Genomic DNA, 13,972 nt, shown 5'->3' with positions numbered 1-13,972 from the left:
ATCATAGGGAAAGGTATACCTCATTTGGTGTACCTTTTTATTAATCCATCAAAAAATGGATTAATAAAAAATAGTAGGTAATTAGTTTGAAAGCAAGAAATTTTCTAGTGTACTTTTAACTAGATTAAAGAAAAGAAAGAAAAAAATAAAAATTTAATTTGATAAAAAAATTCTGAAATATACTCTTGAATTGAATATCATTATCAATTAGAATCATAATTGATAACGATGTTCAATTATCAATTGTAATATGAAATTCTCATAGCGTTAATATAAAGAGGAGGACCAACATGCAGCATGCGAAACAAATCGCAGAACATGCAACATTACAAAGCTTTTTAAACTGTTATTTAAGAGAAACAGGGAGTGGAGAATGGATTACAGAGGATGAAAGAATGAAGAGTATCTTCAGTAATACGTTGAATAGAGATACAGTCCCCACATATTTATGTTGTCGGCTATCGGCACAGAACGTTACTTTGTATGGAGAAGTTATATATAAATCATCAACAGATCGCCATTTGTTTGGAGAACAATTTTATTATCAAATTGGAGATAGTCATTCTGTTATTACAGCAGATTATGTTACAGTTATTACATTTTTAATAAAAGAGATGTCTATCAACTACGGAGAAGGAACGAATCCTGCGGAACTTATGCTTCGAGTTATCCGTAGTTGTCAAAATATTGAGGAATTTACAAAAGAGAGAATAGAAGATACATCCGCATTATACGGTTTTCATACAACTTTTATAGAAGCGGAGCAGTCTTTATTATTTGGGCATTTAACTCATCCTACACCAAAGAGTAGACAGGGGATATTGGATTGGAAAAGTGCAATGTATTCTCCAGAATTAAAAGGAGAATGTCAGCTTCATTATTTTCGGGCACATAAAAGTATAGTAAATGAAAAATCATTATTATCAGATTCTACAACAATGATTATAAAAGAAGAATTAAGTAATGATGAGATGGTTAGTAAGGAATTTATAGCGAAGTACTGTAAGGAAGATCAATATGCATTAATTCCAATTCATCCGCTTCAGGCAGAATGGCTCTTGCATCAAGCTTACGTACAAGATTTGATAGTTCAAGAATTGCTTGAGTATATTGGTCCTGTAGGTAAGTATTATATGGCAACATCATCACTAAGGACGCTATATCATCCCAATTCGAAGTATATGCTTAAGTTTTCATTTCCGGTGAAAGTAACGAATTCAATGCGTATTAATAAACTGAAAGAACTTGAGAGTGGTCTTGAAGGGAAGGAAATGTTAAATACGGCTATTGGTGAAGTACGAGAAAGATTTCCAGGATTTGATTTTATTTGTGATCCAGCCTTTATTACATTAAATTATGGAACACAAGAATCTGGATTTGAAGTGATTATTCGTGAGAATCCTTTTTATAGTGAACATGCAAACGACGCAACATTAATTGCTGGGCTAGTTCAAGACGCTATACCTGGGGAGCGTACGCGGTTATCGAATATTATTCATCGCCTAGCAGATTTAGAAAGTAAAAGCTGTGAAGAAGTAAGCTTAGAGTGGTTTAGACGATATATGAATATTTCTTTAAAGCCAATGGTATGGATGTATTTACAGTATGGTGTTGCATTAGAAGCTCATCAGCAAAATAGCGTTGTTCAGCTAAAAGATGGTTATCCGATCAAATATTATTTCCGTGATAATCAAGGATTTTATTTCTGTAACTCAATGAAAGAGATGCTTAATAATGAATTAGCTGGTATTGGAGAACGTACTGGAAATTTATATGACGACTATATTGTGGATGAGAGATTTCGTTACTACTTAATTTTCAATCATATGTTTGGCCTCATTAATGGTTTTGGCACAGCAGGATTAATTAAGGAGGAAATTCTTCTCTCGGAATTAAGGTCTGTACTTGAATCATTCCTTCCATATAACCGGGAACCTTCTACATTTTTAAGAGAATTATTGGACGAAGATAAGTTAGCGTGTAAAGCAAATTTACTAACGAGATTTTTCGATGTCGATGAGTTAAGTAATCCATTGGAGCAAGCTATTTATGTGCAAGTACATAATCCACTCGTTAGAGAAGTGGCTGTTCGTTCATAAATAACGTTAAAATTTCACGTAATACAAATAATGGTATTTTGTCATAAGGTGGAGGGTTTTATGAGAGTGGACATGTATCATACGAAAGTATTGAAGGCGCTCGAATCAGAAGATTACATTTCAGTACGAAGAAGAGTGCTACGTCAATTAGTAGAATCGTTAATTTATGAGGGGATTATTACACCGGTTCGCATAGAAAAAGAAGAACAACTTCTTTTTCTAATACAAGGACTTGATGAAGAAGGCAAAAGTGTCACGTACAAATGCTATGGCAGGGAACGGATGACATTTGGACGTATTTCGTTAGACTCATTAATAGTAAGAGTTCAAGATGAACAGCAAGAAATACAATCTGTCTCGCAATTTCTAGAAGAAGTTTTTCGGGTTACTACTGTAGAACAAGCTAAATTAGATTCTTTTATACACGAATTAGAACAAACAATATTTAAAGACACGATTGCACAATATGAAAGAAATAATAAGAGAGAATATACTCAAAAATCTTACGATGAGTTTGAAAGCCAATTAATAGATGGCCATCCATACCATCCTAGTTATAAAGCACGTGTTGGATTTCAATATCGTGACAATTTTCAATATGGTTATGAATTTATACAGCCAATAAAACTCATATGGATTGCAGCGCATAAGAATTATGCGGCTGTAGGTTATGAGAATGAAGTGATGTATAACAACCTTTTAAAAGAGGAGATTGGCGATCGTAAATTAGAAGAGTTTATGGAACGAATTCGTAATAAGGGATGTAATCCAAAACAGTACGTGTTTATACCTGTTCACCCATGGCAGTGGGAGAATTTCATCATTTCAAATTATGCGGATCATATACAGGGTAAATTTATTATTTATTTAGGAACATCAGAGGACGATTATTGCGCGCAACAGTCAATGAGAACGTTAAGAAATATTACGAGTCCAAAGAAACCGTACGTTAAATTATCGATGAATTTACTCAACACTTCAACACTTCGTACGCTGAAACCATACTCTGTTGTGAGTGCACCAGTAATATCAAATTGGTTAAATGATGTTGTAAGTAATGACGCCTATTTAATGGATGAAGCACGTTTAATCTTGTTAAGTGAGTTTTCAAGTGTAACGTATGACACGAATAAGAAAGCTATATATGGTTCATTAGGATGTATTTGGCGCGAAAGCGTTCATAAGTATTTAGATGCACAAGAGGATGCAATTCCTTTTAATGGTTTATACGCTAAAGAGAAAGATGGTACACCAATTATTGATGCGTGGTTGAATAAATATGGAATGAAGGATTGGCTACAATTACTTATTCAAAAAGCGATAATACCAGTTATACATCTTGTTGTAGAGCATGGCATCGCACTGGAATCACATGGACAAAATATGATTCTAGTCCATAAAGAAGGGGTGCCTGTTCGTATTGCGTTAAAGGATTTTCATGAAGGGCTTGAGTTTTATCGTCCATATTTGAAAGAAGTTGACAAATGTCCCGACTTTACTAAAATGCATAAAACATATGCGAATGGAAAAATGAATGATTTCTTTGAAATGGATGGCATTGAATGTTTGCAAGAGATGGTGTTAGATGCACTATTCCTGTTTAATTTAGGAGAATTAGCATTCGTACTTGCGGATGAATATGGATTGAAAGAAGAACATTTTTGGATGATGGTTGTTGAAGAAATTGAAGATCATTTAAGAATATATCCACATTTGAAAGGTAGATTTGAAAATATTCAATTATATGCACCTACATTCTATGCTGAACAATTAACGAAACGTCGATTATATATGGATGTGGAATCGCTTGTTCATGAAGTTCCAAATCCATTGTATAGAGTAAGAAAACTTATGAAACAAAAATCAATTGTTACAGGGGGAAATTATGCTAATCGTTAATAAACAAGAGTATAGCAAAAGTGATTTTAATTTGAGATTACAAGTTTATGGGGAATTGGAACAATTTCAAGAAGCAGAAGGAAATAGATTTGCACTTTGTCTGAAAGATCCATTCGATATTATTACGCTTGTGTTTTTCTTAAAAGAAAAGAAATCATCAGTATTACTTATACATGAAGATACGCCAAAAGAAACGGCTATTGAAATGGCAAAGCGTGCAAATTGTGTAGGAGTTTTATATGGAGAATATGGCGATTTTACAAAATTAGAAGTAGGGAACTTTTTACTAGAAGAGCCTTCTTTATTGCAATATAGTTCGGGAACTACGGGAGAACCGAAACTGATTCGTAGAGCATGGACGGAAGTTGATACAGAAATTACTGCCTATAATGAAGCTTTAAACTGTGAAGTAGATGAAGTTCCAATCGTTATGGCTCCTGTTTCACATTCATACGGACTAATATGTGGTACGTTATCAGCAATTACGAGGGGGAGCAAGCCTGTAATCATTACGAACAAAAATCCTAAATTCGCATTAAATATAGTTCGCAATACAGAAAAACATATCATATATGCAGTACCACTTATGTTACACATTATGGGGAGTTTTCCATTAGGAACGTTCCAGTTTCATAAAATTATGACATCAGGATCGCCTTTGCCAGAAGCACTATTTTATAAACTAAAAGAAATGACAACATATATGATGCAGCAATACGGTTGTTCTGAAGCAGGTTGTATTAGTATATGTCATGATATGAAAAGCCATTTAGATTTAGGAAACCCTCTACCTCATGCAAGTATTAGCATAGGTTCAGATGAAAATGCACCGGAAGAAATTGTCGTGAAAATGAATGATAAGGAAATTTTCACGAAAGATTTAGGTTATAAATCTGAGCGTGGCATTCATTTTATGGGGCGTATGGACGATGTAATTAATGTTTCAGGATTAAAAGTCTTTCCTATAGAGGTAGAAGAAACGATGCTTCGATTGGAAGGTGTGCAAGAGGCAATTATATATCGAGGGAAACATCCTGTGATGGGCGAAATAGTTAAAGCGAAAGTGATCTCTCATGTTGATCCAGTGAAAATAAGAGAATGGTGTATTCAGCACTTACCTTCTTATAAAGTTCCGTATGAAATTGAAAGTGTAAATGAAATTCCTAAAAATAAAACTGGAAAAGTAAGTAGAAAGTTACTAGAGATGGGAGAGGTTACAACATGAGACGGGAAGCGTTAAAGAATGCCGTGTTAAAAATTATGATAGAAAAAATGGAACTGAAAAATGTAACGCATTTAGAAGAAACGATGCGCTTAAATCAAGATTTATATATAGATTCGGTAATGATGTTACAGCTTATTGTATACATAGAAATGGATGTAAAGCTATGCGTTCCAGAGGATGAGGTAGATCCAAAGGCATTTCTTACTGTAGGATCTTTGCTTGATTTTATGGAGGAGTTAGAGCCGTTACAGGAAGTAAATGTGAATAACTAACCTTTAGGAAAGTGGATGAGAGTATGACTTCAATTAAAGTGCACTGTTTAGTGAGTTGTTTTTGTGAAATTATAAAAAGGCGTAGCGACATTGATTTTCGTCCATTTTATTTTGGACTATGGGATGGAGATTTTGATATAACAGAAGGCGGAATTATTTCATATCACTCTGAAAACATTAACCATGATCATTATTTACTTTGGTTTGAAAAATTGTACGGTATTAAAGTAAACGAATGGTATGATCATGCAAAAGATAAAGATAGCAATGTAGAAACGTTTTTAGAATTAGTAGAAAACAAGCCGGAAAATCGTTATGTCATTGTAATGGTTGATATGTCTCTATTACCAGAGAGGGAAAATAAATTTCATCAAAAACCGTTTCCACATTATTTAATGATATCAAAAACAGAGAAAGAAGAAGAGTGGTTCATGCTAGATCCTGATTTTCGTTGGGAAGGAAATATGGAAAGAGAAAAAGTACTTCACTCTATTCAAGATAACCCATTTGGTGGAGGTTATTTCATTGATATAGAAGGAATTGGGGAGCCAACGCAAGAAACAGTAGCTAGTTATTTCACAGAAACATTCAAAAAGAACGACAATGAACTGACTATGGAACTGAAAAATTTAATTGTAAAAATGGCAAATGAGGAAGAAGGATATGCGCTTTCTGGACTTGTAGCAGCAGTAAAACAAATACCAGTACTTGCAATTCGTAAATATAGTTATGAGCATGCCTTTGCATACTTCCGTGAAACGTTGCAATATTCGGAGCAAGAATTTGATTATTGGTGTGATCGGGTAGAGGATATTGTACAAGGATTTACAAATGTACAGTATCGTGCAATTAAAATGGCAATGACGAATAATAAAGGTATGCTAGTATCGATTATTGAAAAACTGGATGAAATGAATGCAATTGAACTGCAAATTAAGAAGGAATTAGAGAGACAGTTTATATCATGGAAAGGTATGAAAACAAATCAATCTGTCGCAACTCTTTAATAAGCTAACTGAATTTAAGATAGGGGAGTTTAATGCTATGAAATATTCGCTATGTACCATTTCATTTCGTCATCAATTAATTTCATTTACTGATATTGTTCAATTTGCATATGAAAACAGTTTTGAAGGAATTGAATTATGGGGGACGCATGCACAAAATTTGTACATGCAAGAACGTGAAACGACAGAACGAGAATTGAATTTTCTAAAGGATAAAAACTTAGAAATTACGATGATAAGTGATTACTTAGATATATCATTATCAGCAGATTTTGAAAAAACGATAGAGAAAAGTGAACAACTTGTAGTACTAGCTAATTGGTTTAATACGAATAAAATTCGCACGTTTGCTGGGCAAAAAGGGAGCAAGGACTTCTCGGAACAAGAGAGAAAAGAGTATGTAAAGCGAATACGTAAGATTTGTGATGTATTTGCTCAGCACAATATGTATGTGCTGTTAGAAACACATCCCAATACACTAACGGACACATTGCCTTCTACTATAGAACTATTAGAAGAAGTAAATCATCCGAATTTAAAAATAAATCTTGATTTTCTTCATATATGGGAGTCTGGCGCAAATCCAATAGACAGTTTCCATCGATTAAAGCTGTGGACACTACATTACCATTTTAAGAATATATCTTCAGCGGATTATTTGCATGTGTTTGAACCTAACAATGTATATGCTGCAGCAGGAAGTCGTATAGGTATGGTTCCGTTATTTGAAGGTATTGTAAATTATGATGAGATTATTCAGGAAGTGAGAGGTACGGATCTTTTTGCTTCCTTAGAATGGTTTGGACATAATTCAAAAGAGATATTAAAAGAAGAAATGAAAGTATTAATAAATAGAAAATTAGAAGTAGTAAGTTCGTAATGTGAAATGATGTGAGAGTCTCGTTTTAGAGGCTCTTTTTTTATGGTAAAAAATAACCAAAAATTTACATGTATTTTAATTTGAATTTAACACAATTTATATATAAATAAGGAGGTGATTGGTAATGGCTAGAAATCGTAATTCTAATCAATTAGCATCACATGGAGCACAAGCAGCTTTAGATCAAATGAAGTATGAAATTGCACAAGAGTTCGGTGTACAACTTGGAGCTGATACTTCTTCACGTGCAAACGGTTCTGTAGGCGGTGAAATCACAAAACGCCTAGTAGCGATGGCAGAACAACAGCTTGGTGGCGGATATACTCGCTAAATGTAGAAGGTTATAGGAGAAAGGAAGGATTCTTCCTTTCTTTTTTTTTCAATTAATTGGTATGAATATATTGCGAACAAAATTCAAAGAATAGAAGTAATACTATATTTTACCCAATTTCTTTTGTTGTGAATGGGAAGTATTAAAGATGTAATAGCCCTGGTGGAATGAAAACTATGTTCCAGCAGGGCTATTATATGGTAAGAAATATATGATGAAAGGTTCCGAAATCAACATGTTAAAAAAAGAAAACTGTTGTTTAATTGCGCTTGCATCAGTTCCACTTGTCATGACATTAGGGAATTCAATGCTCATTCCAATCTTGCCGACAATTGAAAAGAAATTACATATTTCATCGTTTCAAGTATCCATGATTATTACAATTTACTCTATCGTAGCCATTTTACTTATACCGATTGCTGGTTATTTATCAGATAGATGGGGACGAAAGATGGTAATGGTTCCGAGTTTGCTGATTGCGGCTATAGGAGGAGCGATAACTGGTTGGGTATCTTGGAAAGTTGATAATCCCTACACTTGGATATTAATCGGTAGAGCGATTCAAGGTATTGGTGCTGCTGGGGCAATGCCGGTTGTTATACCGTGTGTTGGTGATTTATACAAAGACGAAAAACAAGTTAGTACAGGCTTGGGAATTATTGAGACATCCAATACATTTGGAAAAGTGCTGAGCCCTATTTTAGGATCTGCTCTTGCTGCCATTGTATGGTTCTTACCATTTTGGGCGATTCCAGTTTTATGTATCATATCAATTGTTTTGTTACTTGTTCTAGTAAAGGCAAAGAAACAAGAAGGAGAAGTACCACCACTTAAAGAGTTTATAAAATCTATTCTGTCTACGTTTCGAGAAAAAGGAAGATGGTTAATTGCCATTTTTGCATTAGGTGCAATTATTATGCTTATTTTATTCGGAATTCTCTTTTATTTGTCGACTATACTGGAATCAAAGTATGACATTCATGGTATATGGAAAGGGTGTGTGCTTGCTATCCCGTTACTTGTACTGTCAATTAGTTCATATATGGCCGGTAAAAAAATTGGAGATAATCAAAATGTTATGAAGAAGTGTATTTATATTGGTTTTTTAATGGCAGCTGCGTCAGTCATCATTCCTTTATTTATAAAAGGGATTTATTTACTACTTCTTTGTCTCGTTATTATGGGGATAGGGATTGGTATGGCACTCCCATGTTTAGATGCCCTCATTACACAAGGAATTGAAAAGGAGCAAAGGGGAACGGTTACGTCATTTTATAGTTCAATGCGATTTATCGGTGTAGCAGCTGGACCACCTTTATATTCTTTTTTCATGAAAGGGGCGGACCATGAAGTGTTTTATTTGACAAGTATTTTCGCTGCCATTGGTGCTGTCATAGCAATCATTTGGATTAAACCAGCAAAGGATGCAAAGACGGTAAAACAGAAACCAGAGCCTACTTCATAATTTGTAAGAGAATTGCATGATGTTTTGAGTAACATGCAATTCTCTTTCGTTCATTAAGAATAAATAACTTGTTTTAACATATAAAGCGCGACACCCCATATGATGAGACCAGAAAATTTATTTAATAATAAAATTGTCTTTCCGGTTGAGTCTAGTCTTTTTAGAAATTTCCCCGCTAACGCTAAGCTTATAAACCAAATCCAAGAAACGATAATAGTTGCAAGTGTGAAAGCCCATTTTTCACTTCCTATGTATTGAATAGAATTTGTTCCAATTACACCGATTGTGTCTAAAATAGCATGTGGATTTAATAACGAAACGGATGCTGCGAAAAGGATTTGCTTTTTTAAGGGCATACTTTTTTCTTGTTTTACATCGTTGGAAGGGTTACTTCTCCAAATAACAAAGCCCATGTATAGGAGAAAGAAAAATCCAATTATATATAACGAGTTAGTTAGCCAAGAAAAAGTAAGGAGTACAAGGGAGACACCTTGCACTGCAATCAATATGAGTAACGTATCGCATATAGAGGCAGTTAATACTACAGGGGCTGCCCTCCAAATGTTTGGTTGGCTCGCACCTTGGTTAAAGACAAAAACATTTTGTACACCTAATGGAATGATAAGTCCAAATGCAAGAATGATACCATGAATAATTGCTTCACTCATCATATTACCTCCTATTTTAATTCATTATGATAGTGTATATTGTATAGAAGAAATGAAAATTTGTATCCATCCATATGGTTGGGGAGGTTACCAACCAAAAAGAATATAAGGTGATATAATGGAAAGATTCGTTTGGAAACCGAATATGTCTCTAGCGACTCCTCTGTATAAACAAATAGAAACGTATATAAAAGAAAGGATCGTTAATGGAGAATGGACCGTTGGAACGAAATTACCTTCACAAAGAGATTTGGCACATACATTTGGTGTGAATCGAAGCACAATTGTAATGGCTTTCGGTGAACTAGTTGCAAAGGGATACATAGAAGGGAATGGCAGGAAAGGAACAATTGTTGTAAATAATAATGAGAATGCTTCAACTTACGCACCCCCGCCTAATTGGCAGTCTTATGTAGAAACAGGACTTCATTATCCGAATCTCCCAGCTATTCAGGAGATTAATCAAGCTGAATTTTATCCACATGTAATTCGATTAGGAACAGGTGAGCTCGCGCCGAGTCTCTTACCTGAGAAAAAGATGAAAGAAATTATGAATAAGCTTTTAAAGTCAAATGTGACGCTTGGGTATGAAGAGCCGAAAGGAAATTTTTATTTAAGGGAAAAGATTTCCGAATACTTAAAGGGGCATGGTATATGTGTATCTCCTGACTCTATATTAATTGTTTCAGGAGCAATTCAAGCGCTACAACTTATCTCTATGGGGCTTCTTCCAAAAGGGGCATCCATCTTATTAGAAAAACCATCCTATTTATATTCGCTTAATGTTTTTCAATCCGCAGGAATGCGTTTCATTGGAATACCAATGGATGAGAACGGTTTAAATACATCATATATTACAAAATATAAGAAGCAATTTAATGCATCTATTTTATATACAATCCCGTCTTTTCATAATCCAACGAACTTTAGTATGAATGCGAAGAGACGAATAGAAGTGATGGAAATATGTAATGAAATTGGATTACCTATTATAGAGGACGCAGTGTATCAAGACTTATGGTTTGATGCACCTTGTTCGAAACCTTTAAAAGCCTATGATAAAAATGGAATCGTACTACATATTGGAAGCATGTCCAAAGTAATTAGTCCAGGGTTAAGAATTGGATGGATTGTTGGACCTGAGCCAGTAATTCAAAGATTGTCAGACATAAAAATGCAAACAGATTATGGTTCAAGCACTATATCCCAGCAAATTGCAGCAGAGTGGTTTACAAATGGTCTATATGATGAGCATTTGCGCTTTGTAAGAAGTGAATTGAAAAAACGAAGAGATTTTATGTTACTAATGTTAGATAAATATCTTCGTGAAATAGCAACTTGGCATGAACCAACAGGGGGATTTTATATATGGGTACATATAAAAGTAACCATTTCATATCGCAGTTTATTTGATAAAGCTCTGCAAGAAAAGGTTTTATTAAACCCAGGTACTTTATATGATAGAAGTGCAAATCAATTTTTGCGCCTATCGTATTCATACGCAACGTTAGAAGAAATTGAAATAGGTATAAAAAAACTTGCACAACTAATGAAAAAGTAAGAGGAGAAAGTAATGAAACAATATGTAATTTGCCAAATGATCAATGGAGAAAAATATTTAGCTGCTTATGCGGAGACGAAGCAAGAAGCGATTGAAAAAGCAGAACTGTTAGGATTAAGAACGGGAAATCGTTACATAGTTATTACTGCAGAGGAAGCCGAAGGGTTAACGTATCCTTAAACAATGTACGAGATTATATAATAATAAATAAGTCTAGTAATAAATAAAATTACTAGATTTATATATAAGAAATTACTAGACTTATTTATTATTAAGTTGTTAAACGTTCTCGTATTTATACGCAAAGTAATAATATTATGAGTCAAGTTGACGAAAAAATCGATTTGTCTTTCGGTCTTGCTTTCCTTTTCTATATTCATCGATATATTGCCTAAAGTTCCAAGCTTGTAAAAATTTATTAGCAGAGTTATAACCAGAATTGTAAAGCCATTCTTTTTCTTCCTTTGTCAGTTCAAAATTAGTACTTGTAATCGTTCCTGTTGGAATTGTAATCGTTCTTGCTTTTGATTCCTTATCTAAATGACGTAAATCATGAGCTTGCATCATTGTTTTAAATAGTCCTTTGAACATGGAAATAGGCTCGTTATAGTGAGCAGGATCAGCTTGAATCTCATCTTTTACAAAATGAAATCCGAAAGTCGGCCAGCGAGGAGTGGTAGGTGAATCGAAGATCCAAATTGGATAATTACTTAGAATTCCTCCATCAACCATATAACAAGGCTGCTTCCATTTTGGAGTTCTCCATTTTACGGGTTCAAAGAAGAAGGGGATTGTACTACTCATTCTTACCGCTTTAGCGATAGAGAAGCGATAATTTAAAAATCCGTAGTTTGGTAAGTCGTCAGGAAAGACAACCATTTTACCATTACTAATATCAGAAGCGATGATTTTGAGTTTGTTTAGATCCGGTAAATCAGTAAATAAATGAACACCTTTTTTTCGAAGTAATTCTTCAATCCATTCTTCTATAAATACATTAGAGTATATACCTAGAGTAGTCCATGCACTTAGTCCTTTTCCGATAAAGGGGATTTTGTCAATAAAGGTTTTCTTCGTAAATTTGTTATAATCGATATCAGTTATAATCGTTTTTAGCTCTGAACAAGAATATCCTGCCGCTACAAGTGCCGCAATAATTGCACCAGCTGATGTTCCAGCTATACGTTCCCATTCATAACCTTTTTCGGCTAATGCGCAAATTGCTCCAACATGTGCAATACCGCGTACACCGCCTCCTTCAAAAACACCATCGATCTTCATTAAACATACTTCCTTTCAAATAAAAGATTTGGAAATGGCAAAAAAGCACGTATTGTACGTGCTTTTTTGCAATGGTTTTTAAGTTTACTAGCAGCCTACAAAGCCGCCCCAACAGCTAGCTCCGATGATGATTAGAAGGATGAATAAAACGATTAATAAAGCGAAACCTCCGTAACCACAACCACCACAGCTACCGCCGTAACCGTAACCGCCGCAACTATATCCGTAACCCATGTGGAATTCCTCCTTATATTAAAAATAAAAATGAACGAGGGGAAAATGTACTGGAAGAACTAAAGAACTATCGTGTTTGTAGGAACAATGTATAGTATGCTTTTTTAAACTTGTTCGCGTACGAAGGATAAGCCCGTTTTTGGGAGGCTTGTTGATTTTGTAAAGAATGAAGTATAATCTTTGTACTATGATATAAATAAGTATGTAAATGTAAGGAGAATTTATGAATAAAAAAATTGAAGTATTAATTGATAAATATGAACTAACACACTTGAAAGAAGAACTTATTAATACTGTATTTCCTTGTATAAAAGTTGTGCCAAAGCAGCAGGGAACTGTTGCGATAGGTAGTTCGAAAATGGGAGGAGTTCCTGATCTACCAGCTTTATTTGAATATCCAAAGCATAAAGGAAATCCACTACAATTTATCGCGCAATTTAACTTAAGTGATTTACAAAACGTTGGTATGGATCACAATCTTCCTAAGACGGGGATGCTGTATTTCTTTTGCATTGAAAATTATTTTGAAGAAAATGTGAATCTAACAGAAGCTGGGCGTGTACTTTATTATGATGTTCCTGTAGAGCAATTACGAAGAGAAAATGAAATACAAGCGAAATATAACCAGTGTGCAATTACTTTTGAGCTGACATACAAATTACCAGAACTTTTCATTGAAGATGAGGCTGATTCAGATCGTTTCTTGCAATTACTTGAAGAGCTAATTCCAGATAACTACGATAACCATCAAATGTTTGGTGAGCCATTCTCTGTACAAGAAGAAGTGTTATATGAGACAGGAGAATATATGGGAGTAGACCCGCAGCAAATGACTCTTTTATTCCAAATTGATTCAGATCATAAAAATTGTAATATGGTTTGGGGAGAACTAGGGATGCTATATTTCTGTATTAGTAATGAAGATTTGAAAAATCAACGTTTTGAAAATACATGCTGTGTATTACAAACATGCTAATGAAAAAGGTTGTTCTTTTAAAAAGAACAACCTTTTTATGTGAATTAGTTAATATGCATAATCTCATATGACCT

General features: G+C 34.3%; 14 protein-coding genes. 11 read left to right on the top strand and 3 right to left on the bottom strand.

Going from position 1 to position 13,972, the window contains the following annotated elements:
- The first annotated feature begins 290 nt into the window (after positions 1–290).
- The 8 genes from DN404_RS28250 to DN404_RS28215 all read left to right on the top strand — a co-directional run bounded on the left by DN404_RS28250 (position 291) and on the right by DN404_RS28215 (position 9,178).
- Positions 291–2,099 carry an IucA/IucC family protein gene (locus DN404_RS28250; protein ID WP_001163343.1) on the top strand — a complete coding sequence of 603 codons (1,809 nt, stop codon included), beginning with the start codon at positions 291–293 and terminating at the stop codon, positions 2,097–2,099.
- Between the two features lie 60 nt (positions 2,100–2,159).
- Positions 2,160–3,998 (top strand): IucA/IucC family protein, encoded by a 1,839-nt coding sequence (locus DN404_RS28245; protein ID WP_149215739.1) that lies wholly within the window; start codon positions 2,160–2,162, stop codon positions 3,996–3,998.
- On the top strand, positions 3,985–5,223 hold the full coding sequence (locus DN404_RS28240; RefSeq protein WP_149215738.1) for an AMP-binding protein: 1,239 nt from the start codon (positions 3,985–3,987) through the stop codon (positions 5,221–5,223). The genes DN404_RS28245 and DN404_RS28240 overlap by 14 nt, the downstream gene beginning before the upstream one ends.
- Positions 5,220–5,495 (top strand): petrobactin biosynthesis protein AsbD, encoded by a 276-nt coding sequence (asbD, locus tag DN404_RS28235; protein ID WP_001250560.1) that lies wholly within the window; start codon positions 5,220–5,222, stop codon positions 5,493–5,495. Before DN404_RS28240 ends, asbD begins: the two co-directional genes overlap by 4 nt.
- A 23-nt stretch (positions 5,496–5,518) precedes the next feature.
- Complete coding sequence (locus tag DN404_RS28230; protein ID WP_149215737.1) at positions 5,519–6,502, top strand: DUF6005 family protein; 984 nt, start codon at positions 5,519–5,521, stop codon at positions 6,500–6,502.
- Positions 6,503–6,539: 37 nt separating this feature from the next.
- The gene (locus DN404_RS28225) at positions 6,540–7,382 is read left to right on the top strand and encodes a sugar phosphate isomerase/epimerase family protein (protein WP_149215736.1); all 843 of its coding nucleotides are present in this window, start codon (positions 6,540–6,542) and stop codon (positions 7,380–7,382) included.
- 124 nt (positions 7,383–7,506) lie between these two features.
- Positions 7,507–7,713: an alpha/beta-type small acid-soluble spore protein gene (locus DN404_RS28220; RefSeq protein ID WP_000113545.1), complete on the top strand. Its 207-nt coding sequence runs from the start codon at positions 7,507–7,509 to the stop codon at positions 7,711–7,713.
- Between the two features lie 235 nt (positions 7,714–7,948).
- Positions 7,949–9,178, top strand: coding sequence for a bacillibactin exporter BcbE (locus DN404_RS28215; protein WP_149215740.1), 1,230 nt, complete (start codon positions 7,949–7,951; stop codon positions 9,176–9,178).
- 53 nt (positions 9,179–9,231) lie between these two features.
- Here the strand turns inward: DN404_RS28215 and DN404_RS28210 are convergent, their stop codons facing one another.
- On the bottom strand, positions 9,232–9,846 hold the full coding sequence (locus tag DN404_RS28210; protein WP_001287303.1) for a LysE/ArgO family amino acid transporter: 615 nt from the start codon (positions 9,844–9,846) through the stop codon (positions 9,232–9,234).
- 118 nt (positions 9,847–9,964) lie between these two features.
- On the opposite strand from DN404_RS28210, the gene DN404_RS28205 reads away from it, so the two are divergent.
- Entirely contained in the window at positions 9,965–11,407 is a 1,443-nt protein-coding gene (locus DN404_RS28205) for an aminotransferase-like domain-containing protein (RefSeq protein WP_000439422.1), read from the top strand.
- Between the two features lie 12 nt (positions 11,408–11,419).
- A complete protein-coding gene (locus DN404_RS28200; protein ID WP_000816389.1) occupies positions 11,420–11,587 on the top strand; it encodes a DUF3933 family protein in 168 nt (55 codons plus the stop codon).
- A 135-nt stretch (positions 11,588–11,722) separates the two neighbouring features.
- Here DN404_RS28200 and DN404_RS28195 read toward each other — a convergent pair whose 3' ends face one another.
- Positions 11,723–12,688, bottom strand: coding sequence for a patatin-like phospholipase family protein (locus DN404_RS28195; RefSeq protein WP_086402052.1), 966 nt, complete (start codon positions 12,686–12,688; stop codon positions 11,723–11,725).
- Between the two features lie 87 nt (positions 12,689–12,775).
- Complete coding sequence (locus DN404_RS28190; protein WP_000540425.1) at positions 12,776–12,922, bottom strand: YjcZ family sporulation protein; 147 nt, start codon at positions 12,920–12,922, stop codon at positions 12,776–12,778.
- A gap of 223 nt (positions 12,923–13,145) precedes the next feature.
- Here DN404_RS28190 and DN404_RS28185 point away from each other — a divergent pair, with 223 nt between their 5' ends.
- Positions 13,146–13,898: a YwqG family protein gene (locus DN404_RS28185; protein ID WP_001034844.1), complete on the top strand. Its 753-nt coding sequence runs from the start codon at positions 13,146–13,148 to the stop codon at positions 13,896–13,898.
- Positions 13,899–13,972: the final 74 nt, after the last annotated feature.

The organism is Bacillus sp. TE8-1 (genome assembly GCF_008368855.1).
GTDB classification, from domain to species: domain Bacteria; phylum Bacillota; class Bacilli; order Bacillales; family Bacillaceae_G; genus Bacillus_A; species Bacillus_A cereus.
Note: the sequence above shows the minus strand (reverse complement) of the source record. Positions and strands in the feature narration are given on the sequence as shown.